At 64.8% G+C, this 23,527-nt stretch carries 29 protein-coding genes; 18 read left to right on the top strand and 11 right to left on the bottom strand.

The window, feature by feature from the left end; all coding sequences use genetic code 11:
• The first annotated feature begins 58 nt into the window (after positions 1-58).
• The 4 genes from ACZK45_RS12165 (at position 59) to ACZK45_RS12150 (ending at position 3,018) form a co-directional block, all read left to right on the top strand.
• A complete protein-coding gene (locus tag ACZK45_RS12165; RefSeq protein ID WP_478444736.1) occupies positions 59-976 on the top strand; it encodes a M14 family metallopeptidase in 918 nt (305 codons plus the stop codon).
• Between the two features lie 84 nt (positions 977-1,060).
• The gene (locus ACZK45_RS12160; protein WP_478444735.1) at positions 1,061-1,471 is read left to right on the top strand and encodes a hypothetical protein; all 411 of its coding nucleotides are present in this window, start codon (positions 1,061-1,063) and stop codon (positions 1,469-1,471) included.
• 2 nt (positions 1,472-1,473) lie between these two features.
• Positions 1,474-2,166 carry a hypothetical protein gene (locus ACZK45_RS12155; RefSeq protein ID WP_032129974.1) on the top strand — a complete coding sequence of 231 codons (693 nt, stop codon included), beginning with the start codon at positions 1,474-1,476 and terminating at the stop codon, positions 2,164-2,166.
• A gap of 96 nt (positions 2,167-2,262) precedes the next feature.
• Positions 2,263-3,018 carry a DUF3307 domain-containing protein gene (locus ACZK45_RS12150; RefSeq protein WP_478444734.1) on the top strand — a complete coding sequence of 252 codons (756 nt, stop codon included), beginning with the start codon at positions 2,263-2,265 and terminating at the stop codon, positions 3,016-3,018.
• A 49-nt stretch (positions 3,019-3,067) separates the two neighbouring features.
• Here ACZK45_RS12150 and ACZK45_RS12145 read toward each other — a convergent pair whose 3' ends face one another.
• From ACZK45_RS12145 to ACZK45_RS12115, 7 genes are all read right to left on the bottom strand, one after another.
• Positions 3,068-3,460 (bottom strand): diacylglycerol kinase, encoded by a 393-nt coding sequence (locus tag ACZK45_RS12145; protein WP_478444733.1) that lies wholly within the window; start codon positions 3,458-3,460, stop codon positions 3,068-3,070.
• 82 nt (positions 3,461-3,542) lie between these two features.
• Positions 3,543-4,169, bottom strand: a complete 627-nt coding sequence (locus tag ACZK45_RS12140) for a hypothetical protein (protein ID WP_478444732.1) — start codon at positions 4,167-4,169, stop codon at positions 3,543-3,545.
• 49 nt (positions 4,170-4,218) lie between these two features.
• Positions 4,219-4,755, bottom strand: a complete 537-nt coding sequence (locus ACZK45_RS12135; protein WP_478444731.1) for a Cif family virulence factor — start codon at positions 4,753-4,755, stop codon at positions 4,219-4,221.
• A 72-nt stretch (positions 4,756-4,827) separates the two neighbouring features.
• Positions 4,828-5,175, bottom strand: coding sequence for an RcnB family protein (locus ACZK45_RS12130; RefSeq protein WP_253145074.1), 348 nt, complete (start codon positions 5,173-5,175; stop codon positions 4,828-4,830).
• A 161-nt stretch (positions 5,176-5,336) separates the two neighbouring features.
• Positions 5,337-6,368 (bottom strand): ACR3 family arsenite efflux transporter, encoded by a 1,032-nt coding sequence (gene arsB / locus ACZK45_RS12125; RefSeq protein WP_478445887.1) that lies wholly within the window; start codon positions 6,366-6,368, stop codon positions 5,337-5,339.
• Between the two features lie 14 nt (positions 6,369-6,382).
• Complete coding sequence (locus tag ACZK45_RS12120) at positions 6,383-6,886, bottom strand: arsenate reductase ArsC (protein ID WP_317217368.1); 504 nt, start codon at positions 6,884-6,886, stop codon at positions 6,383-6,385.
• Positions 6,887-6,901: 15 nt separating this feature from the next.
• Positions 6,902-7,231: an ArsR/SmtB family transcription factor gene (locus ACZK45_RS12115; RefSeq protein WP_478444730.1), complete on the bottom strand. Its 330-nt coding sequence runs from the start codon at positions 7,229-7,231 to the stop codon at positions 6,902-6,904.
• Positions 7,232-7,248: 17 nt separating this feature from the next.
• Between ACZK45_RS12115 and arsH the strand changes: the two genes are divergently transcribed.
• Positions 7,249-7,977: an arsenical resistance protein ArsH gene (arsH, locus tag ACZK45_RS12110; protein WP_478444729.1), complete on the top strand. Its 729-nt coding sequence runs from the start codon at positions 7,249-7,251 to the stop codon at positions 7,975-7,977.
• Between the two features lie 30 nt (positions 7,978-8,007).
• Here arsH and ACZK45_RS12105 read toward each other — a convergent pair whose 3' ends face one another.
• Complete coding sequence (locus ACZK45_RS12105; RefSeq protein ID WP_478444728.1) at positions 8,008-8,418, bottom strand: MerR family transcriptional regulator; 411 nt, start codon at positions 8,416-8,418, stop codon at positions 8,008-8,010.
• A gap of 84 nt (positions 8,419-8,502) precedes the next feature.
• Here ACZK45_RS12105 and ACZK45_RS12100 point away from each other — a divergent pair, with 84 nt between their 5' ends.
• Complete coding sequence (locus ACZK45_RS12100) at positions 8,503-9,132, top strand: cation efflux transmembrane domain-containing protein (RefSeq protein ID WP_478444727.1); 630 nt, start codon at positions 8,503-8,505, stop codon at positions 9,130-9,132.
• Position 9,133: 1 nt separating this feature from the next.
• Here ACZK45_RS12100 and ACZK45_RS12095 read toward each other — a convergent pair whose 3' ends face one another.
• Positions 9,134-10,075 carry an aspartyl protease family protein gene (locus ACZK45_RS12095; RefSeq protein ID WP_478444726.1) on the bottom strand — a complete coding sequence of 314 codons (942 nt, stop codon included), beginning with the start codon at positions 10,073-10,075 and terminating at the stop codon, positions 9,134-9,136.
• A 307-nt stretch (positions 10,076-10,382) separates the two neighbouring features.
• Here ACZK45_RS12095 and ACZK45_RS12090 point away from each other — a divergent pair, with 307 nt between their 5' ends.
• The 4 genes from ACZK45_RS12090 (at position 10,383) to ACZK45_RS12075 (ending at position 16,471) form a co-directional block, all read left to right on the top strand.
• On the top strand, positions 10,383-15,041 hold the full coding sequence (locus ACZK45_RS12090; RefSeq protein WP_478444725.1) for an RHS repeat-associated core domain-containing protein: 4,659 nt from the start codon (positions 10,383-10,385) through the stop codon (positions 15,039-15,041).
• A 94-nt stretch (positions 15,042-15,135) separates the two neighbouring features.
• Positions 15,136-15,555, top strand: coding sequence for a hypothetical protein (locus tag ACZK45_RS12085; RefSeq protein WP_125895737.1), 420 nt, complete (start codon positions 15,136-15,138; stop codon positions 15,553-15,555).
• A gap of 180 nt (positions 15,556-15,735) precedes the next feature.
• A complete protein-coding gene (locus ACZK45_RS12080; RefSeq protein WP_180838515.1) occupies positions 15,736-16,125 on the top strand; it encodes a hypothetical protein in 390 nt (129 codons plus the stop codon).
• Positions 16,126-16,135: 10 nt separating this feature from the next.
• Positions 16,136-16,471, top strand: a complete 336-nt coding sequence (locus tag ACZK45_RS12075) for a DUF6984 family protein (protein ID WP_125895738.1) — start codon at positions 16,136-16,138, stop codon at positions 16,469-16,471.
• A gap of 45 nt (positions 16,472-16,516) precedes the next feature.
• Here ACZK45_RS12075 and ACZK45_RS12070 read toward each other — a convergent pair whose 3' ends face one another.
• On the bottom strand, positions 16,517-16,891 hold the full coding sequence (locus tag ACZK45_RS12070; RefSeq protein ID WP_180838514.1) for a hypothetical protein: 375 nt from the start codon (positions 16,889-16,891) through the stop codon (positions 16,517-16,519).
• A gap of 569 nt (positions 16,892-17,460) precedes the next feature.
• Here ACZK45_RS12070 and ACZK45_RS12065 point away from each other — a divergent pair.
• Positions 17,461-17,790 carry a hypothetical protein gene (locus tag ACZK45_RS12065; RefSeq protein WP_180838513.1) on the top strand — a complete coding sequence of 110 codons (330 nt, stop codon included), beginning with the start codon at positions 17,461-17,463 and terminating at the stop codon, positions 17,788-17,790.
• On the opposite strand, the gene ACZK45_RS12060 is transcribed toward ACZK45_RS12065, so the two are convergent.
• Positions 17,784-18,188 (bottom strand): ribonucleotide reductase subunit alpha, encoded by a 405-nt coding sequence (locus ACZK45_RS12060; RefSeq protein ID WP_478445886.1) that lies wholly within the window; start codon positions 18,186-18,188, stop codon positions 17,784-17,786. The genes ACZK45_RS12065 and ACZK45_RS12060 overlap by 7 nt on opposite strands.
• Before the next feature lie 194 nt (positions 18,189-18,382).
• On the opposite strand from ACZK45_RS12060, the gene moaA reads away from it, so the two are divergent.
• From moaA to ACZK45_RS12025, 7 genes are all read left to right on the top strand, one after another.
• Positions 18,383-19,363: a GTP 3',8-cyclase MoaA gene (moaA, locus tag ACZK45_RS12055; protein ID WP_180838512.1), complete on the top strand. Its 981-nt coding sequence runs from the start codon at positions 18,383-18,385 to the stop codon at positions 19,361-19,363.
• Between the two features lie 8 nt (positions 19,364-19,371).
• Positions 19,372-20,367, top strand: a complete 996-nt coding sequence (gene moaCB, locus ACZK45_RS12050) for a bifunctional molybdenum cofactor biosynthesis protein MoaC/MoaB (protein ID WP_180838511.1) — start codon at positions 19,372-19,374, stop codon at positions 20,365-20,367.
• Positions 20,367-21,620 (top strand): molybdopterin molybdotransferase MoeA, encoded by a 1,254-nt coding sequence (locus ACZK45_RS12045; RefSeq protein ID WP_478444724.1) that lies wholly within the window; start codon positions 20,367-20,369, stop codon positions 21,618-21,620. The genes moaCB and ACZK45_RS12045 overlap by 1 nt, the downstream gene beginning before the upstream one ends.
• Complete coding sequence (locus tag ACZK45_RS12040) at positions 21,620-21,880, top strand: MoaD/ThiS family protein (protein ID WP_049444672.1); 261 nt, start codon at positions 21,620-21,622, stop codon at positions 21,878-21,880. The genes ACZK45_RS12045 and ACZK45_RS12040 overlap by 1 nt, the downstream gene beginning before the upstream one ends.
• Before the next feature lie 3 nt (positions 21,881-21,883).
• Complete coding sequence (locus ACZK45_RS12035; protein ID WP_049401277.1) at positions 21,884-22,384, top strand: molybdenum cofactor biosynthesis protein MoaE; 501 nt, start codon at positions 21,884-21,886, stop codon at positions 22,382-22,384.
• A gap of 138 nt (positions 22,385-22,522) precedes the next feature.
• Positions 22,523-23,071, top strand: a complete 549-nt coding sequence (gene mobA / locus ACZK45_RS12030; RefSeq protein WP_253145101.1) for a molybdenum cofactor guanylyltransferase — start codon at positions 22,523-22,525, stop codon at positions 23,069-23,071.
• On the top strand, positions 23,068-23,433 hold the full coding sequence (locus tag ACZK45_RS12025) for a hypothetical protein (RefSeq protein ID WP_253145110.1): 366 nt from the start codon (positions 23,068-23,070) through the stop codon (positions 23,431-23,433). The genes mobA and ACZK45_RS12025 overlap by 4 nt, the downstream gene beginning before the upstream one ends.
• Positions 23,434-23,527 lie beyond the last annotated feature (94 nt).

Raw genomic sequence — 23,527 nt, 5'->3', positions numbered from 1 at the left:
CGCGACAAGGCTTAGAATGACCGGCTGCACCCATCCCGTTCGACCCTTGGAGTACCCAATGACTGTTGCGCAGTTCTACCCGATCGGCACCCCCGGACAGCCCTGGGGCGACGCGGAACGCGCACAGTGGCGGGCGCGCCAGCAGCGTCAGCGCAGCTACCACGACGACGTGGTGGCCGCCCTTGAACGCCTGGACGACAGCTTCGATGTGATCCAGTACGGTCAGCTGGACTATGCACCTGACCATTACCCGCTGTTCGCCGTGGTCAACCACGACTGGAACCCGGCGCTGCCGACCGCGCTGATCACCGGTGGCGTGCATGGCTACGAGACCAGCGGCGTGCACGGCGCGCTGCAGTTCCTGGAACAGGAGGCCGAGCGTTACTTGGGCCGGCTGAACCTGATCGTGGCGCCGTGCGTCAGCCCGTGGGGCTACGAGCGCATCCAGCGCTGGAACCCGGATGCGATCGACCCGAACCGCAGCTTCCGTGACGGCGGCCAGATCGAGGAAGCCGCCGCGCTGATACGCTGGGTGGCCGAGCGCAAGCCGAACCTGCTGGTGCACCTGGACCTGCACGAGACCACCGACAGCGACCTGCAGGAGTTCGATCCGGCGCGCTGCGCCCGCGACGGCAAGCCGTTCGAGCGCGACACCATTCCGGATGGCTTCTACGTGATCGGCAACAGTGAAGATCCGCAGGCCGAGTTCCAGAAGGCCCTGATCGCCGCAGTGGCGCCCATCACCCACATCGCCCCGGCAGACGCCGAAGGCAACCTGGTCGGCCTGCCGCTGCAGTCGCCGGGCGTGGTCTGGGGTGAGTCGCGTTCGATCGGCGCCTGCGCCGGCTTCACCGACGCGCGCTTTGCCACCACCACTGAGGTCTACCCGGACAGCCCGCGTACCAACCCGCAGGAATGCAATGATGCGCAGGTGGCGGCGGTGTGCGCAGGCCTGGATTTCGCCCTGACGAAGTAAGGCACGTGGACGTGCAAGCGGACCCGGCAGGTTCCTGCACGATGCGCCGGGTCATAGGATCGATTGTCGGGTTACGATCGGGCGATGACCACGATCAAGATTCTGCTCCGGCCATCACTCGTGTCGGTCCTGGTAGCGACGACCGCACTCGGTGGATGCAAGCTGTCGGCGCTCGATCTGACGCCGCCGCGGGTGATCCAGCTGTCCTGCAGCAGCACAAGCGCCACGCCCCAGGCGCCGATGGTGTTGATCCTGGACTCCGGCCAGGCGTCGGTGGTCTGGGTCAACCGTCCGAGCGCGCGCGCGGGCAAGCTGGAGGTGGAGGCAAACGTGTATCGGCTGGATTTTCCGCCGGTCGCTGGCGCGGGCAGGCTGCAGGCGGTGATCAACCGCTACGACGGTAGAATGGCGTTGAGCGGGCCCGGCACGGATGTGGCCGGCGCTGCCCAGCCGCAGATGTCCTGTGAGGTACAGCCTGTGCAGCCCAAGGTATGAACATGCCCGATACATCGTCTGATCTGATTGCCGTGCTTACCGGCGACCTGGTCAAGTCCACGGAGATGGACGCGGCCACCATTGATGACGTCCGTGAAGTGATTTCCGTTGCCGTGGCCCAGGCCATGGAGTGGCCTTTGCCGGGCATTGTCGGCCCCGAGTTCTACCGGGGCGACGCCTGGCAGCTGGCGGTCACCCAGCCGCACGGTTTCCTGAGGTTGGCGACCTGGATCAAGGCCAAGCTTGCCGCGTCGGAGTCGCGGGCGCGCACGCGGATCGCGATTGGACTGGGTACGGTAGAGGCATTGGACCGGAAGGCGGTGTCGCGTTCGCTGGGTGAGGCATTCGTGCTGTCCGGTCGGTTGCTTGAATCCATGGGGCGCACGCAGGACATGGACGTAGCCCTGCCAGTACAACGGGAGGATCTGTACTGGTTACCGGCAGTGGTGTCTGCCTGTGATGTTATTGTCGCGCGCTGGACACGCAGTCAGGCTGAGGTGGCGTCGTTGTTTCTGATCCCCGATGCCCCCTCGCAGTTGGAAGCTGCCAATGCGTTGAACCGGCACCGACAATCGGTGAACCGGGTCTATCACGATGCTGGCGTCTTTGCCTTGCTGGCGCTGATCACCGCGGCTGAACGTGCACTGATGCAGCCGTACGGGAGCGTTCACGGCTCTGGAAAAGCAACTAAATAGCGTTGCTTTGGCTTAAGCAACTAAATTTCGTTGCTTTTCGCGGCGACTTGGCTATCGCGACGCGAGCCACAGGAAGGACTCACAGGCAGAAAGGACATGCTTGAAACGCTGCTCGTACTGTTGACCGCTCACCTTGTCGCCGATTTCGTGCTGCAGACCACGAAGATGATCGCGCGCAAGCAGGAACTGCATGGCCTGCTGCTGCACGTAGCAGTGGTGCTGCTCGTCATCGCCGCGCTGACCGGTTCAATCAACCCATGGGTCTATCTCATCATCGGTTTCAGCCATGCGGTGATGGACTGGATCAAGGTGCATTGGCTCCCCGATGGCGTGCACGCATTCGTCATTGACCAGTTGGTGCATATCGCCTTCATCGTGTTGATCGCGTTGATGTTCCCTCACGTTGCCCGCGATGGCTGGTACGGGATGATCCCGACCCAGGTCCAACTGTTGATGTATCAGGGCATGTCGATCGCGAGCGGCTTGATCCTGGTGGTCAACGTCGGCGGCGTCCTGGTGGAGAAGCTGCTTGCGCCGTTCACGGCAGGACTCAAGATGGGAAGCGCCGAATCGGCGCCTACGACCGCAGCCGTGCAGGGCGACGATCACAAGGGCATGCAGACCGCAGGGCGCTATATCGGGCGGCTGGAAAGAGGCCTGATCTTCATGTTCCTGCTGCTGGGCCAGCCGGAGGGCGTGGGGTTGATGCTGGCCGCCAAATCGGTGCTGCGCTTCGCCGACCGGCAGGCGCGGGCACACACCGAATATGTGATCATCGGTACCATGCTGAGCTTCGGTTGGGCCATCGCCGCAACCATGTTGACCAAGCTCGCCATCTCGCATTGGCGCTAGCGGCTGCGGCGTTGTGGCACCGGGCCATGCCCGGCGGGTCGGGCGCGAGCTAACCCAGCAGGATCACGCCCCACACCGTGCCGACCATCAGCAGTGCGGTGGTCTGGGCGGCGCTACCCATGTCCTTGGCGTTCTTGGACAGTGGGTGGTGGTCAAGCGAGATGCGGTCGACCACCGCTTCGATGGCCGAGTTCAGCAGCTCCACCAGCAGGCTGATGAAGCAGACCGCCAGCACCACGGCGCGTTCGACCTGGCTGATGTCCAGCAGGAACGCGGTGGCGATCAGCAGCGCATGCAGCAGCAACAGCTGCCGGAATGCGGCTTCGCCACGGAAGGTGGCGATGAAGCCGTCGCGCGAATGGATCAGCGTATGGAAGATGCGGCGAAGGCCGGTCTTGCCATGCGGGTACTTGCCGCTGTCCTTGGGGGAGGGTGGCTGCATGCCGGTCCTGCCATGAAGTGATCTCACGACAGGATGTGCAGGCGGGCGTCGGGAAAGCGTCGGACGCCCGTTGGATTTTCCTTCAGCCGGCCTGGCGCTGCGCCTGGATGGCCTGGTCGAGGGCATCCAGATCGTCGGTCGGCGAGGCCAGCCATGCCGGGTACGCCTCGGTCTCGACGAAGGCGGAGGATCGCAGCACATCATCGAATGCCGGATTGTCCTTCTCCGCATGGCGCAGCAGTCCGGACATCAGCCCGCAGATGCGGACGGCCGCCTGGAAGGCACCCTGCAGCGAACCGGCCGGCTCGGTGACCGTGTTGAGGAAGGCCGCATAGGCCGGGCCATCGAAGATGAAGTCCTCGCACTGCTGGAAGGCTTCGCCGCTGAGATTGGTTTCGCCGGAGACGTGCCGGGAGAATCCCCAGGACCAGATGTCGAGGAAGCGCAGGTCATCCAGCATCCGGCGCGCATCGTCATTCAGTGGAACGGCGCCGGACAGGGCGTGCTCCAGCGTGACCGCCGCGAAGGGCTCGGTACCCTGGTGGGCCAGGAAATCGCTCAGGCAGCGCAGCGCACCGGGATGATGCGGGTCCAGTTGCAGCGCCCGGTAGATCACGCGGGCGCCTTCCACATGGCGGCCCTGGGCGATGAAGATGTTGAGCGCGTGGTGGGCGAGCTGGTCGGCGCTGAGGTCGGCAATGCGGGTCATCGGGTCTGGTTGGCATGGACGAACGGTGGGCACCAGTCTGACAGATCACTCATTCGGCCGGGCTGCGTGAATCGCGGATCGAATAGATCACCGAGAAGATCTTCCAGCCCTGTTCGGTACGGATCAGCTGCCACATTTCCTTGCCCCAGTTGGTCTTCACTCCATCGTCGTGGAAGCTGTAGTCAAACGACACCGAGGCCACATCGCCATCCGTTTCGATCTTCGTATTGGAGAATTTCTCCTCCTTCGGTTTCGGCGACGCAACGACGCCGTCGATCAGCGCGATGAAGTTGTTGGCGGGAATCTGCCGTGCCTTGATCGCATCGGGCTTGGCCTTGCGGATGTCCTGCAGGCGCACATCCTCGGAGACAAACTGCCAGCCGATGTCTTCCGGTTTGTCGGAGAAGAACAGGCCCATGTAGGTCGGCTTGTCCTTGTTGATCAGCGAGGTGCGGAACGATTCGACCACCTGTTCGATGGCTTTTCCATCGGCTGGACTGTGGGCTGGACTGTTGTTGCCGGCATGGCCTGGCGAGGCTGACAGCAGAAGCGCGAGGAGGGCGAGTGGTGCTCTTGATGTCTGCATCTGCAGCTTCCGGGGACAAGGGGATGCTGCCGGGGCATTTCGTTACATCAGCGCCCCGGCGCATCCCCTCATTCAACGATGCAGCGCGTCGATGATCAACCCGGTAGCAATCTCCACCAACAGGTACTCGCTATCGGACTGCCGGACCCAACGCTGGTCGCGGCCCGGCTCGCGCAGGTGGTAGCGCGCATAGTCATCCACCCAGTAACGGCGGTCCACTTCCGCCCATGGCAGGCGCTCGCCGCGACGCCAGGCCTTCTTCTGCCAGCCTGGCGGCGGCGCATCACGATTGTGCGGGCCACCGGCGTGCGGCGGTGGCCCGTTGCCGCGCGCATGGTGCGGCGGATCGGCGAAGGCGGGTGCCGCGGCCAGCGCGGCAGCCGTGGTCAATGCAATGGCGAACAGGCGTGTGGTGTTCATCGCAACCTCCGGGCCTTGCCGCTGCATGCGGCGTCGTGCCGTGGAGTATGGATCAAGGAATGTGAACGGACTTTTGAGCTGTCACCGTTGCAGCAGGGCGCATTCCACGGCGTTGCAACTGGCGGCTCGGGCACGACGCAGCGGCCTCCGGCATGGCTGCCTCAGGCGCGCTCGCGTGCCTCATACCAGTCGCGCGACCGGTTCACGATCTTTACCACCGAAAGCATCACGGGGACTTCAATCAGCACCCCTACCACCGTAGCCAGCGCCGCACCGGAGTGGACACCGAACAGGCCCACGGCCGTCGCCACCGCCAGTTCGAAGAAGTTGCTGGCGCCGATCAGTGCCGACGGCCCGGCCACACAATGCGCCACACCCAGGCGCCGGTTGAGCAGGTAGGCCAGGCCGGAGGTGAAATAGACCTGGATCAGGATCGGGACCGCGATCAACGCAATCACCAGCGGCTGCTGCACGATCTGCTGGCCCTGGAACCCGAACAGCAGCACCAGCGTCAGCAGCAGCGCCGACAGTGACAGTGGCCCCAGCTGGCGCAGCGCCGTCTGCAGCCCGGATTCGCCATGGCGCGACAGGATCCAGCGCCGCAGCAATGCGGCCACCAGTACCGGAACCACGATGTACAGGCCGACCGACAGCAGCAACGTATCCCACGGTACGGTGATGGCCGACAGCCCCAGCAGCAGCGCCACCACCGGCGCATAGGCCACCACCATGATCGCGTCGTTCAGTGCCACCTGGCTCAGCGTGAAGTTGGCATCGCCGCGGCACAGGTTGCTCCATACGAACACCATGGCCGTGCAGGGCGCGGCCGCCAGCAGGATCAGGCCGGCGATGTAGCTGTCGATCTGGCCGGCGGGCAGCCAGTCCGCAAAGACGTGGCGCAGGAAGAGCCAGCCCAGCAGCGCCATCGAGAATGGCTTCACCGCCCAGTTGATGAACAGCGTCACCCCGATGCCTTTCCAGTGCTGGCCCAGCTGGCGCATCGCACCGAAATCCACCCGCAGCAGCATCGGGATGATCATCAGCCAGATCAGCACCGCCACCGGCAGGTTGACTTTGGCCACTTCAGCCGCCGCCAGGGAGGCGAAAGCACCTGGCAGGACGTGCCCGAGCAGCGTGCCGACGATGATGCACAGCGCGACCCAGAGCGTCAGGTGGCGCTCGAACAGGCCCATGGGTGCCGCTGTGCTCATGGCGTGCGCGCTGCCGGCAGCAGATGGCCGATCTGGTCCAGCGCCTGCTGCAGCATTCCGCGGTCCTGCCACACGTGCCCGGGCAGCGCCAGCAGGGCCTGCACGCGTGCCTTCACGATGGCATGCGCGTGGGCGAAGGCGGCAGCCTTGTCGGCATCGCTGCCCTCTGCCTCGGCCGGGTCCGGCAGGCCCCAATGGCTGCGGATGAAATCACCGAACACCACCGGGCAGGCTTCCGCTGCCGCCGCATCGCAGACGGTAATCACCAGGTCCATCGGAGCCGCGTCGGCGAACTCATCCCAGGATTTGCTGCGCAGTCCCGCCACCGGAATACCTTCCGCGCGCAGCTGTGCAAGCGCGAACGGATTGACCTGGCCGGTCGGGTGGCTGCCGGCACTGTAGGCCGTGAAGCGGTCGCCGCCCCATGCGCGCAGGGTGGCTTCGGCCAGCACGCTGCGCGCGCTGTTGCCGGTGCAGAGAAACAAGATGGAGCGGGACATGGTGGCGTTTCCGAATCAGCAGCTGCAGGGATTGCCCAACGGCGCGCACTGTTCGCTGGGCGAACCGGCGCAGCAGTTGTGCGTGAGGTACTCGATCAGGCCGGTCATTGCGCTGAAATTCGCGCGGTAGCAGACGTGGCGGCCCTGGCTCTCGCTCTCGACCAGGCCGGCCTGTACCAGCTCCTTCAGGTGGAAGCTGAGGGTGGCGGGAGGAACCTGGAGCGTTGCGGCGATGTCGCCGGCCATGCGACCGGCCGGGCCGGCTTCGACCAGCAGGCGGAAGGCCGCCAGGCGGGTGGCGTGGCCGAGCGCGGTGAGCGCAGCGATTGCATTCGATGTTTCCATATTTCTAGAATAGTCGAATGAATAAGCCGATCACAAGTCCTTCGTTGCCCCATCTGAGGGAAGCCTCGCTTCCCCAGCCTGATCACCAGCGGTTGGCCGCCGAACGCCAGGGGCCGCCACGCATCCTGCTGTTGTACGGCTCACTGCGGCCGCAGTCGTTCAGCCGCAAGCTGGCACTGGAGGCCGAACGCCTGCTGCAGCATCTGGGCTGCGACACGCGCGTGTTCGATCCACATGCCTTGCCGCTGCTGGACAGCGTGGAGAAGGGGCATCCGGAAGTGCAGCGGCTGCGCGAGTGGTCGCACTGGTCGGAAGGGCAGGTGTGGGTCAGCCCGGAGCGGCACGGCACGGTGACCGGCGTGTTCAAGAACCAGATCGACTGGCTGCCACTGGAAGATGGCAGCGTGCGGCCGACCCAGGGCAGGACGCTGGCGGTGATGCAGGTCTGCGGCGGCTCGCAGTCGTTCAACACGGTCAATACGCTGCGGGTGCTGGGCCGCTGGATGCGCATGCTGACCATTCCCAACCAGTCGTCGGTGGCCAAAGCCTGGCAGGAGTTCGACGAAGACGGGCGGATGAAGCCTTCGCCCTACTACGATCGTGTGGTGGATGTGGTCGAAGAACTGGTGAAGTTCACGCTGCTCACCCGTGGCCGCGCCGACTACCTCGTGGACCGTTACAGCGAGCGCAAGGGCGAGGCGCTGGCGGCGGAGCTGGCGCGGGCGGCGGGAGCGACCGGCGTCTAAGGCGGGTGCCGAATCGCGTGCGGTTCCTGCTCAGCTAGCCGGCGCGGGCTGCAGGGCTTCCAGCACCCGGCAATCGGCCACGCGCCCGCCGGGGCAGTTGCCGATCATCCGCTGCAGTTCACCCTGCAGCGCTTGCAGGTCGGCAATCCTGCGCGCGATGTCGGCAATGTGTGCCTTCACCACGTCATCCACCGAACTGCACTGGTGCTCGCGTTGCTCGCCGAAGGCGATCAGTTCGCGGATCCGCTCGATGGCGAACCCCAGCTCGCGCGCACGGCGCACGAATGCCAGCCGCCGTTGGTCCTGTGCGTCGTAGCGGCGGTAGTTGCCCTGCGAACGCAGCGGCGGCTGCAGCAGGCCGATCTTTTCGTAATAGCGGATGGTCTCTGCCTTGGTGCCTGTCTGGCGGGCCAACTGGCCGATGGTGAATGGGGCTGTCATGGGCTTGACCTTGTAGGGGCTACAAGGTTGATAAAGGCAGCTCCCTTTCATTTCAAGCCCGGGCACGCCCGGCGGAGCGCCCCCATGGACCAGTGCTGCGGCCACAAACGCCAGGAGCTGGCATCGATAGCGCTGCACAGCGCCCAGCGGCGGGTGCTGGTGGCGGTGCTGGCGATCAACCTGGCGATGTTCTTCATCGAGTTCGGCGCGGGCCTTGCCGCGCGATCCAGTGCCCTGCAGGCCGATGCGGTCGACATGCTGGGCGATGCCATCGTCTATGGCCTGAGCCTGTGGGCGGTAAACCGGGGCGCGCGCTGGGAAGCGGGCGCGGCGCTGGCCAAGGGCCTGCTGATCCTGGCCTTCTTCGTGTTCATCGTGTTCGAAGTGGCCGGAAAGCTGGTCAACGGCGTGCCACCGTCCAGCACGCTGATGCTGGTGTTCGGTGGCATTGCGCTGGTGGCGAACCTCACCTGCCTGGCGCTGCTGTGGCGTTTCCGCAGCTTGAACATCAACATGAAGAGCACGTTCGAGTGCTCGCGCAATGACGTGGCCGCGAACCTGGGGGTGCTGGTGGCCGCAGGTGGCGTGGCGATGACCGGGCGCGGCTGGCCGGATATTGTCGTTGGCGCAGTGATCGCCCTGTTGTTCCTGAGGTCGGCAGTGGGCGTGATCGCTGAAGCGTGGCCGGCATGGCGGGCAGCACGCCGACAGTGACTCAGTTGCGGTTGTGCCTGCTTGGGCAGACTGCCACCTGTTGGCTGCGCTGATCGATCAGCACCACCGCTTCCTGCAGCGCATGGGCGCCCACCACCGCTTCGGGATAGCGGTCGGACACCCGTACGTGCAGCCCCTGCAGTGCCAGGCCGCCAATCAATACGGTGGCATCCAGCCGTGCGCGTCCGCCATCGACCTCGCCGTGACTGAGGGTCAGTCGATCCCCGGTGGTCACTGCGGTACCGGCGGCCTGCCGGAAGAGTGCAGTGGGCAGCACCATCGCGACGTTGGCGCCGGTGTCCAGCTGCGCCTCCGTGCTGACTGCTCCAATCTTCACCGGGATGCGGAAGGCGCGTGCATAGGCCAGCGTGTCTGGTTGCGCGGGCAGGAGATCGATGTCGCGGCGGAACTGCAGGCGCCGTTGCGGGTAGTCGATGATCAGCACGCCATCAGCGAAGAATCCGCGCGCAAGGATGCCGTCGAACACTGCGTCTTTGGATTGCCGTGCGTTGTAGTCGCGGGTGAGCGCGGTCACGTCGCTGTGGCGCAGCCCGTCGAGCGCCAGGGCGTCGATGCGCACTGTGTCGGCCCGCGCTGTCTGCACGCCGTCGGAGTGGCGGGTGCTGGCGTCCGCGGGTAGCGCCAGTTTCCGCACCAGACGGCTGTCCGCGCGGGCCATGCCGCTGGCGCCGGTATCGATGGCGAAGCGGTACGGGCCGCTGCCGTTGACCTGCACCTGCACATGGATGCGCCCGTCGATGACGTCAAAGGGAACGTCGATGATGCGCTCGCCCGGGCGGGCGGGGAGGGTACAGGTGCTATCCGCCACGGGTGAGGCGAGGGTGGCCACGGGAAGCGTCAGCAGAGTGAGGATGGCGATGGCAGTGCTGCGCCAACGGCGAGTGCCGAGTGCGGTACGGCGATGCGGGGGAATGCGCCTCATGATCCTGTTCCATGGGTGTCCAGGATCTTCTGATGCGTGAGGGATGCAGGCGGTTGCAGGTGTTTCCTGCCCGCAGGCTGCTCCGAAAGCTGTCGCGGTAATCGGCTGGATCTGGAATCCGCGCGGGTGGAAATGTGACGGATGTCGCGGGCCTTGACTTGAATATGTCACCGTCTTCAACGATAAAGGCGGCATGTGGCACTGCCGCATTCCGGACCAGGGACGATCCGAAGCATGACGTGATGGGGCTCTACCCCCGCGTTCTCGTTCCCGCCGGCGCTGTGTTCGTCCAGGAAGGAGAACAGGGATGTTGGAACGACTGAAGACCCTCTCGCGTGCCGTGCTGGCGATTGCTGCCGTCGGCTTCGTCGCCCCTGCTGTGGCACAGGCGCAGGAAAGCAAGATCACCTGGCGTATTTCGCAGCCCGGCGGCGATGCGACCCAATACAAGACCCAGCAGGCGGCGGTGGCCGCCATCAAGAATCTGCCGGCGCCCAGCCCGTTCCCGCCGGAGTTCCAGTTCGGCTGGCAGTCTGTCGACAAGATCAAGTCGAAAGTCGTGGACTTGAACGGAAACACGTCGATCACCTACTGGATGGGGAAGACGCAGCCCTCCGACCCGGACTGGTCCTACATCGGGCGTGACATATTCCCGACGGAAGAGGCGATGGTGGCCGATTTTCTTGCGGACCAACAAGCCAGCAATCCCGTGTGCCCCGGGGCGGCGGTCACTCCGTCTGGCGATTGGTTTGCGGCTTCGCCCGATCAGGAAGGTGTCATCGAGTCGCGCTACTACGATCTGACTTCAATGGCTGGCAACAATACGGCTGAATCGCCCTGCACCCCGTACACCGGGACGGTTGCGGTCGCGCGTACCCGGCGCTTGAATTGCCCGGTTCCGCTCACGCAGTGGTCCAACAAGCACAGCGCCTGCGTCAGCGAAGAGTTCGTTGCGACCATCACCTCGAAGTCGCAGAAGTGCGACAAGGACGGCGGCAACGGTAGCTGCCCCATGTCCCGCAACGATACAGCTGCGAACATGAGTCCGATTCCCGACAATGACCCGGCCTCCAACGGCGGTACCTGCGACGGCAATGTCGGCAACCCATGTGATGTTAAAACGGGCGAGAAGTATGAGATTGCGCCGGACTTCGATCTTGGCTGGATCGCACTGACGCGTTTCTATCACTCCGGCATTTCCACGTCCTCCGGTGGCTTCGGTTATGGCTGGACCCATTCGCTGGGCGCCCACCTGGCACTGGATGGCGCTGACAGTGTGGGCATCATTGAAAGCACCGGTTTCCAACGGGCATTCAAGAAGATCGGCCAAGCCTATGAGGCGGACGACGACAGTGGTGATCGTCTCGTCCAGAACGGTAACTGGACGCTGTATTCGGCGGGTTCCATCTCGACCTTCGGCGCGGACGGGCGTCTGATCACCAAGCGCTTCCCGGATGGCACGTCGCTGACCTATATCTACGATGACAGCGACCGCCTTGCGGCCGTCACCCACAGCAGTGGCCGCACGCTGGAGTTCGTCTACCAGTCCAACGACTATGAGGCGCTGATCAGTTCGGTACTGGTCGAAGGCATTGCGCTCGTCACCTATACCTACACGCCGCAGAACCAGGTTGCCACGGTGGCCTATGCGGGTGGCGGTTTGCGCACGTATCACTATGAGAATCAGGACTTCCCCCAGCACCTGACCGGCATCACCGCCGAGGACGGCCGGCGCTACAGCACCTTTACCTATGATTCCATCGGTCGTGTGATCTCCAGTCAGCATGCGGGTGGTGCCGATGGCGTGACGCTCGCCTACAGCCCCAACGGCGGTGCGGTCGTGACCGATGCGCTGGGGCGGCAGACCGACTACACCCTGACACCCGGCGGCGATAGCGCTCCGTCGCGCAAGGTGACCGGCCTGACCGATTTGCAGGGAACCGTCAGCCGAACCTACTACGACCAGAGTGTCGACTTCCGCCGTCGCCTGGATACCTACACCGATCGTCGCGGCATCCAGACCAAGCACACCTATGCGCAGGGCACCGATGCGGCGAGCGGTCGTGCCGTCAGCATCCATACCGTGACCGAAGCGGTCGGCCTGCCCGAGCAGCGGGTGGTGACCACCGCGCGCGACGTCGAAACCAATGCGGTACTGACCACCCGGATCGGCAATCGTGAAACCCGCACTTCCTTCAATGCCCGCCGCCAGCCGACGGCCAACATGGTGACCGACACCGCATCCGGTCAGACGCGCATCACCAGCTACACGTACTGCGAAGCCGCTGATGTGGCGGCGGCGGGCAGCTGCCCGGTGGAAGGGCTGCTGAAGAGCGTGGATGGCCCGCGCACGGATGTGGTCGATGCCGTTACCTATGCCTATTACCCGGCGGATGATGCAGGGTGCGCCACCGGAGGTGCCTGCACCTATCGCAAGGGCGACCTGCACAGCGTGACCAATGCGCTGGGCCAGACGGTCGAGACCTCGGCCTACGACGCGTTCGGGCGGCCGTTGTCGGTCAAGGACGCCAACGGCGTGGTCACCGATTACACGTACCATGCTCGCGGCTGGCCGACCTCGATCACCGTACGCGGCGCGACCACTGCCGAGAATCGGGTCACCCAGATCAGCTACTGGCCTACCGGCCAGGTGCAACAGATCACCGAGCCCGACGGCAGCAGCGTTTCCTACGTCTACGATGCTGCGCTGCGCTTGACCGACATCGAGGACAACGCAGGCAACACGATTCACTACACACTGGACAATGCCGGCAACTGCCTCAAGGAAGACACGCTGGACACCGGTGGCACGCTGCGCCGTACCCTGGCACGCACGTTCAACACGCTCGGCCAGCTGACCGCGCTGAAGGACGCAGGCAATCACGCTACCGGCTTTGCCTACGATGCCAACGGCAACCTGCAGACGGTGACCGACGCACTGCAGCGCGTGACCAGCCAGCAGTACGACCCGCTGAACCGCCTGGCCCAGACCCTGCAGGACGTGGGCGGCGTCGCGGCGGAGATCCGCAGCCAGTACAACGCGCTGGACCAGGTCACCCAGATCACCGATCCGAAGGGACTGCACACCACCTACGCCTACAACGGGTTCGGTGACCTGACCGGCCAGGTCAGCCCGGACAGGGGCGCCAGCAGCTTCACCCTGGATGCGGCCGGCAATCGCAAGACGGCCACCGATGCGCGTGGCGTCACCGCCACCTATCACTACGATGCACTCAACCGCCTGATCGGCGTCGCCTATCCGGACCCCAATCTGGATGTGGGCTACAGCTATGACGTGGCGCCGGCTGCCTGCGCCACAGACGAGCGCTTTGCCAAGGGGCGCCTGGGGCAGGTGCTGCATGCCAATGGCAGCACCCAGTACTGCCATGACCGCTTCGGCCAGGTCACCCGTAAAGTGCAGACGATCAATGGTGTCGCCAGCACGCTGCGCTACGCCTACAGCAAGTCGGGCCGCCTGACCGCGCTGACCTACCCCGACGGCAGTGTGGCCGACTACGTGCGCGATACTCAGGGGCGCATCAGCCAGATCGGCCTGACCCGGCCCGGCCAGGCCCGCCAGATCGTGGTGAACAACGTGACCTACGCGGCCTTCGGCCCGGCGACCAGTTGGACCTATGGCAACGGCCGCCAGCTGCAGCGTCCGCTGGATCTGGACTACCGCCCTCAGGCGGTGCATGACCCGGCCGCAGGCGGCCTGTCGCTGGGCTATGGCTATGATCCGGTGGGTTCGATCACCGAACTGAAGAACGGCACAGGCTCGACGGTGCTGGCCAAGTACGCTTACGACGCGCTGGGTCGCCTGACCCAGACCCAGGACGGTACGACCGGCACACCGATCGAAACCTATGCGTATGACGCCACCGGTAATCGCACCGCGCTGACCACCTCGGCAGGTACCGCCAGCTACACCTATCCCGCAACCAGCCACCGCCTGACTGCGGTGGATGGCGAGGCGCGCACCCATGACGCAGCGGGCAACACCACCAGCATCGGCAGCAAGACGTTCACCTACAACGATGCCAATCGCATGAACGCGGTGAAGCAGGGTAACGCCACATTGGAGAGCTACGGCTACAACCATCGTGGCGAGCGCGTGCTGCGCAGCCCGGCCGGTGGCGCTGCTCAGATCACCCTGTATGACGAAGCAGGGCAATGGCTGGGCAACTACTCGGCCACGGGCCAGGCGCAGCAGCAGGCCATCTGGCTGGACAACTACCCGGTGGCGCTGATCAATGTGCCGGCTACTGGCGTGCCGGAGCTGGCCTACGTCCAACCAGATCATATGGGTACGCCGCGCGTGGTGATCGACCCGGTGCGCGATGTCGCGATCTGGGATTGGAGCAACAAGAGCGAAGTGTTCGGCAACCAGATTCCGAGCGCTGATCCGGATGGTGATGGTGTGGCGTTCGAGCTGGCGCTGCGCTTCCCGGGCCAGCAGGCGACGGATGCGAGTGGGTTGTTCTACAACAATCAGCGGGAGTATGACCCGGTAGTTGGGCGGTACTCGCAGAGTGATCCAATTGGGTTGGAAGGCGGAATCAGTACATTTGCCTATTCCGAATCTGATCCCGTGCTGAACATCGATCCATTCGGTGAGATGTCGGGACGTCGCGGGGAACGAAATCAGACGCGCTCGCCGGATGGGACCAACAATCCTGGAAAAAAGTGGAAGGATGATCCCAAACGCCCTGGATGGGGATGGCAGAAGGACTCCAATACGGGAAAGTCAACCTATAAGAGGAAGCCGTCGTTCCTGCTTCCACCCAAGGCAATCGGACCCACGCTCGCACTCAGAGTTGCTCTTCAGGTTGCTTGCGAGAATGGAGATGTTAACGCGTGCAAGACCCTGTGTAGTCTCTTTCCAGAGGTTTGCGGGGCGGTAGACTTCACAGAGCCGAATGTAGCAATGTGCCCTACGGATGGTTCGACGTCACTGCTCTTCTAGATGAACTGCAAGATGGGCTATGTTTCATTTGGAAAGGGCCGGGAAGATCTTCGCTTGCTGGCAGGGATGCTGGCGCTGACTTGAGGCTTACTAGGTGAAGAGGTTGCATGCGCGTGCGGTCAAGGAAATGGAGGTAGTCACTCCTGCCGGGATGAGGAAGATGGTGCTGGGCCTGTTTCATCGTCGGCATGATTACGGCGACTTTGACCTTTTGGAGGTTGTGGCTGAACTTCACAAGCTTGGGATATCAACACTGAAGCAGTTGAGGCTCCTTCTAAAAAGGCACCGTCGTTCAATTCTCCATGATGAGAAAAGGAAGATGTCTCGCGCCGAAACTGTGCACCTTCTTTCGCAATTCGATTCGCGAGGTATCGACTCGCACACTAACACTGCCTGGTTTGCGGTTCCTGGTGTTGTGCGAGAGGCCCTTGAAAAGGAGTTTGGCTGGGAAGTGGTGAAACAGTTCCATGAATACGAGCCGGAGGAGGGCTGCGATCAAGAAGGGACAGAGTGAGTTTGCGCACGTATCAATCTTCGCTGTTTTCGCTTCAATTCCATTTCGTTGGATGCGATGCGGCCTATGAATTCGGTTCTGATGAGGTTGGCGTGCCCAATAGCGTCCTTTTTGTGAGAATGGCTCTTGGCGAGGCTAGGCGCCAGGGGCTCCGTGGTTGTTTCCCCGGAGTTCCAGTCTATGAACCAAGATTTCAACTCCCTTGAATGGTGTGACGCCACGTTGCTGGCCATCAACATCAACAGAAGCAATCCTGGCGTATGCGACGAGGTAAGGGTGCGAGCGCGTTGGCCGGATGGCCGGCAGGCAACCGTTTGCTTCTCGGAAGCCTACGGGTGCTCGGCGCTCATGAACTTCGGCGTACTGGGTGACGAGGGAATTGAGTTTGCCATGGTGGATGATGACGAGCCGGGACTCGCTGATCTTCTTGATCGTTGGAAGGCGGTCGGCTATCCGCTGTCCGGTCTGAAGTGTTTTCGTATCGAGACCAGCTCGACCGGAAGCGTCATTCTCATCTACGCCAGGACATGGCGGATCGAGAATCAGCCGATGGCGGACGCGGTGCCCTGAAGGACATCCCGTGCCCAGGTTCCTCACCCCCGACGAGGTCTCCCTCATCCACAGGCTGCTGCCGGAGACGACCGAGCTGTCCGAACGGTTGTTGAAGGATCTGGCGCTCGCTCAGGTGGAGGATGTGGGTGTCGTCGGATTCGGGGGCGTGGTGTTCCTGTCCAGCACGACCCAGCTTTTCGGCAGTGACATTGCTACGGCCATGCTTGCCGATGCCGACGGCGTGCCGGTGAGAGTCACCCTGTGCCTGGATAATCACGATCAACTCTTCGAGCTGGAGCTGTGCAAGGTGGACTTCTCTTCGATCATCGGCGTCGATCTGAGAAGTGCTTTCAGCGAGCACTGACGCCTGCTGAAAGCGGTCCTCGCTGAAGGCCGTGGCGCATGGCATTCACCCTTCAGGCTGCAACCGCCCCACCGCCTGCGCGCACAATGACTGGCTGGCCAGTACCAACCCCTCCATCACCCGGTCGCCCACGTACTCTTCCGGTTCGCCGTTCTGGCCGGTGCGCTCCGCCGCCAGCAGCATTTCCAGCACCACACGCAACCCGCTCAACGCGCAATCGGCATCGGCCAGGGCCAGGCAGCGCCCGGGCAGCTGATGCCGCTCCGGCCAGGGTTGGCCATCGGCCGCCGCACCGACGCCGATGCGATGGAGGTTGGCAATGAAGGTGTTCCTGTCCACTGCGGGCACAGCCTGTGGCGAACCGTCGTCGTGGGCGGTGCTGCGATAGGCGTGCAGATGCGGGAAGTCCGATTCGTTCATGGCAAGGCTCCGTGCAGGGCAATCGGTAGCCGCCACCCATAAAAGTGGCGGGCGGTACGTGGTTCGAACACCGGGTTGATGTCAGTCCGGCGGGCCCGGAAGCCCCCACGCACCGCCCGCCATAGCCGGCAGACGGATTGCCAGCCGGCGCCACGCTGAGGTGACGCCGGCTGGCAAGCGCATACATCAACATCAACTCGGGTGTTCGAAGCCCGGCCACCCTTTTCCGGTGGCACGCCATCTGAGCCCCTGGCGCTGTGCAATGCCAATCAGAAGAGTTGCAAACATCGCTCGATTGGAGACGCTTTCGGCATTCTCCCACGCTGTTAAGCACTGCCAGCGCTGGCTGGCGTGGTGATCCGCCCGAACCGTGCAATCTGCGACAGGTGTCGAGGTTGGGGGAGGGAAGGGCGCGGGTGGGGAAGCGCGATGGCGACAGGCTCCGCGCAAGTCTGAGTCGAGCATGGCTGGGCCGCACCGAGGCCAAAGCGTGACGTGCGACTCGGGTTGACGTTCCCAGCCACCAAGCGCAGGCTGGTCCGGCACGTTTCCTAACCAGAAGGAGACTTATGACCGCCACCGCTTCCGTGCACCCAACCCCCGACGCCCAGGGCCGTTCCCGCCTCTGGAGTGTGTTCTGGCTGCAGGGCGTCATTCCCAGCAACATTCTGTGGGCCGTGGCTCTCTGGGCGCTGGCCAACCAGCGCACCCCGCTGCTGCTGGGGGTGTTTGCCTTACTGCTGCTCTATACCGGCTGGATCATCCCGGCGGTATGGCGGGCGGCGCCCTCCGCGCACAACGCGAACCTGGGCGTGGCCGCGCGCGGGCTGACCGTGGCCTGGGGGCTGAACACCGTGCTGGTGATCTTCTTCCTGACCCTGCAGCTGGTGGCTCAATAGAACTGAACAGGCTCGCCGCTCCGGTCGAAGGCGGCGAAGCGGCCGATCTGACCGTCATGGATGGCGTTGACCATCAGCTTCAGCGGGCGCGCGGCCTCATCGCTGTTGGGGGCGAAACCGGCGCGACCATCCAGCGCCGCCACGAAGACCAGGTCCCAGTCGATGCCGGTGGTGGTGGATTCGGTGGCCAGCGCCTGGAAGCTGGGCACCTCGGCTGGCAGCTTGTCCACGCACAGCACCGGCGACAGGGTGCCGCCCTCGCGGCGGTCATGCCGGTCGCGCTGGTCGTCGGTGGGCGATTCGGGCAGCTCGGCGCGCACGAATACGAACAGCAAACGTTGCGGTTCAGCCTGCTGGCCTGCGGCGTGCAGCAGCTGCTGGAAATCGTTCATCATCATGAGGGTTGTCACACGCCCGCTGCACGGAAAGCCGCATGCTGCCACAACGCCTGCCGCGCAGGGCCGAAGACGATTGATTTAAGTCATGCCCATGGAACTGACTGCCGCGTACTCTGGCAATCGTTCCAGCAGACGAGGGTTTCCGGGCCGTTCCGGGTACAGGCAAGACGGTGGAGCAACAAGGTGGACCAGCCATGAGCCAACTCACCGACGGTTTCGGACGCAGCTTTCCGTACCTGCGCCTGTCGTTGACCGAAGCCTGCAACTTCCGTTGCAGCTATTGCCTGCCCGACGGTTACCAGGTCGATGGCCGCCCGCGCTTCCTGCAGGTGGATGAAATCGCGCGCCTGGTGCGCGCGTTCGCCGCGCTGGGCATGAGCAAGATCCGCCTGACCGGTGGCGAGCCCAGCCTGCGCAAGGATCTGGACGAGATCATCGCCACCGTGGCGGCGGCGCCGGGCATCCGCAAGGTGGCCATCACCACCAATGGCACGTTGCTGCCGCGTCGCCTGCCGGGCTGGCACCGCGCCGGCCTGACCGCGCTGAACGTGAGCATGGACAGCCTGCAGCGCGAACGCTTCAGGACCATCACCGGGCATGACCGCCTGCCGGAGATCGAACAGGGCCTGGCCCTGGCGCAGGCGTTGGGCCTGCCGGCGATCAAGCTCAACGCGGTGCTGCTGCGTGGCCTGAACGATGACGAGCTGCCGCAGTGGATGGACTACCTGCGTGGCCGCCCCTTCAGCGTGCGCTTCATCGAACTGATGCGCACCGGCGACAACGAAGCCTATTTCCAGCGCCACCACCTGCGCGCCGACGTGGTGATCGAGCAGCTGCTGGCCGCTGGCTGGCACGAGCGTCCGCGCGCCGCCGACGCCGGCCCGGCGCGCGAGTTCGGCCACCCCGACCATCGCGGCAGCATCGGCATCATTGCCCCGTATTCGCGTGACTTCTGCAAGGGCTGCAACCGCCTGCGGGTGACCGCCAAGGGCGACCTGCGGCTGTGCCTGTTCGGCGAGTTCGGCGTACCGCTGCGCCCGCTGCTGCAGCGCGATGAGGACCATGAGGCGCTGCTGGCACGCATCACCACACAGCTTGGCCTGAAAGCGGCCGGGCATGGACTGCACCAGGGCCAGACCGGGCTGACCCCGCACCTGGCCTCCATCGGAGGATGAGCAACACGATGAGTGGGGAATTGAACGCGGCCTTCCATATGGCCGATGTCCGTAACAAGCGCATCAGCCGCCGCCGTGCGGTGGCGGTGGGCGAGCTGCATGCCGGTCCAGTGGCCTATCCGCTGATCGTCGAGCGCCGCCTGCCCAAAGGCGATGCGCTGGTGATGGCCGAGATTGCCGGCCTGCAGGGCGCCAAGATGGCGTCGATGCTGATGCCGCTGTGCCATCCGCTGCCGCTGGAACTGGTGCAGGTGTTCTGCGCACCGGTGCCGGAGCGGCAGGCGATCCGCGTGTGGTGCGAGTGCGCCAGCGAGGCACGCACCGGCGTCGAGATGGAGGCGCTGGCTGGTGTCAACGCGGCGTTGCTGACCCTGTACGACCTGAGCAAGCCAGTGGAACCGGCACTGCGCATCGAAGGCATCCGCCTGCTGTTCAAGGAAGGCGGCAAGCGCGGGGTCTGGCTGCACCCGGATGGCATGGACGAGGCCGAGCGCGTGCGTTTCAACCCACGTGCACCTAAGGGGTTGGAGGGTGCGGCCTGCGCGGTGATTACGCTGAGCGATCGCGCCAGCGAAGGCACTTATGAGGATGTGTCCGGCCCGACCCTGGTGACCGGCCTGAGAAAGCTGGGTGGCGACGTAGTGGCCGCCGAAGTGCTGCCCGATGGCATCGAGCCGTTGGCGGGCCGCCTGCAGGCCTTGGCTGCCGAGGGCGTGCGCCTGTGCCTGTGCACCGGTGGTACCGGGCTGGGCCCGCGTGACCTGACCCCGGAGGCGCTGCGTTCCTTGAACGCACGGCCGGTGCATGGCCTGGCACAGATGGTGCGGGCGCTGAGTGCACAGCACACGCCGATGGCCTGGCTGAGCCGCGCCGAGGTGGTGCAGCTGGGCAACATGCTGGTGTTCGCATTGCCAGGCAGCCCGAAGGCGGCGGCGCAGTGCCTGGACATCCTGGCGCCGGTACTGGGCCACGCCCTGGCGATGGTCGACGGTGGTGGCCACTGATGATTGCCTACAGCGAAGCCCTGCAGCACCTGCTGGATGCGGCCACGCCGCTGCCGGCCGAGCGCCTGCCGTTGCATGAGGCCGGCGCCCGCACTCTGGCCAGTGACATCATCAGTGAGCAGTCGCTGCCGCCGTTCGACAATTCGGCGATGGACGGCTTCGCGCTGCGCGCCAACGGCGCGACGTTCGAGGCCGGTACCGAATTCGCGGTGCAGGGCTGGCAGGCGGCCGGCGATGCCGGTGCCGAGGGCGGCGAGGGTGCCTGGGAAATCATGACCGGAGCGCGCATGCCGGTTGGGCTGGATACGGTGGTGCCCGTCGAGAACGTGGAGATCCTTACCAGCGAGGACGGCCGCCCGACCCGCATCGCATTGAAGGGCACGGTGAAGCCGGGCCAGAACGTACGCCTGCGCGGCCAGGATGTGAGCGACGGCGAGCGTGTGCTGCAGGCCGGGCAGGTGCTGGACATCAATGCGCGCACCCTGCTGCATGCCATCGGCGTGGGCCAGGTGGCGGTGGTGGCGCGGCCGAAGGCGGCAGTGATCGCCACCGGCAAGGAGCTGGTGACCGAGGCGGCGCAGACGCTGGAATCCGGCCAGATCCGTGACAGCAACCGGCCGTATCTGGTGGGCCGCCTGCAGGCCGCCGGTGCCGAAGTGGTGTGGCAGGGCACGGTGGGCGACGACGTGGTCGCGTTCAATGCGGTGCTGGATGAAGCGTTGGCTGCCGGCGCGCAGCTGCTGATCAGCACGGGCGCGGTGTCGGCCGGCCGCTACGATTTCGTTCCCGATGCACTGCGTGGCCGTGGTGCGCGCATCGTGTTCCACAAGGTGGCGATCCGCCCGGGCAAGCCGTTGCTGTTCGCGGTGCTGCCCAATGGTGCGCTGTATTTCGGTCTGCCCGGCAACCCGGTCTCGGCCGCTGTGGGCCAGCGCTTCTTCGTCGAGCCGGTGCTGCGCCGCTTGCTGGGGCTGGCACCGGAAACCGTATTGCAGCTGCCGCTGCAAGCCGACGTGCGCACGCCGCCGGGCCTGCGCTTCCATGCGCGGGCGCGGGTGGAAGTGGACGGTCAGGGGCGCCTGAGTGCGCGTGTGCTGTCCGGGCAGGAGTCGTTCCGTTTGATGTCCATGCTGCAGGCCAACGCTTGGGTGGTACTGGAGGCCGAGGGAGACCTGGCCAACGCTGGCACCTACGTGCGCGTGCAGGGCTGGGGTCACCATGACCCGGTGCAGCTGGCGAGCCAGGAGTCATGATGAAACAGGTGAATCTGCAGTTGTTTGGTGCGTTTTCCGATCTGGATGCCAGCCGCGAGATCGCGGTGGAGGTGGCTGGTAGCACCGTGGCCGACCTGCGCCAGGCGCTGCGCGAGCTGCTGCCGACGCGTTGGCCGGGCTTCCGCGCGGGCCTGCTGGACTACTCGGCGTTCGCCGACCAGCAACGTGTGCTGCGCGACCATGAAGCGCTGCCCGACGATGGTCGGGTGGCGATCCTGCCGCCGGTAAGCGGGGGCTGAGCGATGAGCGAGAAGATCATCGCCAAGGTGGTGGATCGCGCGCAGGCGTCGATCGATCCGGCCGAGGGCATCGCTGCGGTGTCCGATCCGGGTTTCGGTGGCATCGATGTGTTCATCGGCAAGGTGCGCGACGTCAACATCGGCCGCCCGGTGAACGGGATTACCTATGACCTGTTCGAGCCGCTGGTGCTGAACGAGTTCAAGCGCTTGGCCGCCGAGGTCGAGGCGACGTTCGGTCCGAAGCTGAAGCTGTATGTGGCCCATGCCAAGGGCCGGTTGGGCATTGGCGATGTGGCGGTGGTGGTGGCTGCGGGCAGCCCGCACCGCGACGAGGCATTCCGGGCCTGCCGGCAGTTGATCGAGGTGGTGAAGCACCAGTGCCCGATCTGGAAGCAGGAGCATTACGAGGACGGCGACAGCGAGTGGAGCGAGGGCTGCAGCCTGTGCCACGCGGACAGCGAACCCGCACACGCCCATGACCATGCGCACGACCACCACCATTGAGTCCGCTGCAGCCACGCATGGCGTGGCTCTACCACCGAATGTCTGGATGGCCGTGGGGTTCAGTAGATCCACGCCATGCGTGGATGGGGCCGTTCCCGCGTATCCAACCGGCGCAGCCACGCATGGTGTGGCTCTACCATGAATGGAACCATCAACGGCATCGTGCTGGCCGGCGGCCTGTCCAGCCGGATGGGGCGCGACAAGGCGCTGCTGCCGTGGCAGGGGCGCACGCTGCTGGAACACATGCGTGGCCTGCTGCTGCAGGCCGGCGCCGAACGGGTGTGGGTGAGCGGCGACTATCCGGCCTTCGGCGGCATCCCCGATCAGGTGGCGCGCTGCGGTCCCCTGGGTGGACTGCACAGCGTGATGCAGCAGATGCCCGATGGCCCGGCCTGGGTGGTAGCGGTGGATACGCCGTTGCTGGCGCCGCGGCTGCTGCAACGGCTGGCCGCCGAGGGGCGGGGCGCATGCACGATCTTTGACGGGCATCCCTTTCCCATGCTGTTGAATGTGGACAATGCCACTCGTAGCGTGCTGGCCGCGATGCTGGATGATGCGGACGGACGCCGCTCGGTACAGGCCTTCCAGCGCCGCCTGCAGATGCACGCGCTGCTGCTGGAAAGCGTTGACGAAGCCTGCCTGGTCAACTGCAATACCCCCGAACAATGGGAGGATGTTGCGTCATGAAAGTGCAGTTGCAGGACCAATCAGTACGGCTTCGCCTGGATGAGGCCGAACTGGCGCGCCTGCTGGCCGGTGAATCGGTCGAGAACATGACCCGCTTCGGCGGTATCGAGGGCTGGGGCATGGCGGTGTCGCTGCATGGCGGCGAGCAGCCCGTGCTGCTGGACGGGGGCACCTTCTGCCGCCTGGTACTGCCGCGCCCGGCCGTCGAGGCCTTGGCGGCGCGGTTGCCGTGCCGGGATGGGCTGCCATTCGACATTGCCCTGGAAGACGGCGGCCAGCTTCAGCTGCAGTTCGATGTGGACGTGCGCGACAGCGTGCGCCAGCGCGGGGTGACCCGCCGCAACACCGCTTCACCGGTTTGACATTTGTCAGGGGCACGGCGGAAACCGGCCCCTGATTGATCCAGATCAACCCCGTCGTTGTTGCTGCGCGGCCTAATGGCTGCATGACGACGGG

The organism is Stenotrophomonas sp. 63632_Sma, assembly GCF_056482875.1.
This window is presented reverse-complemented; position numbering and strand designations above follow the sequence as displayed.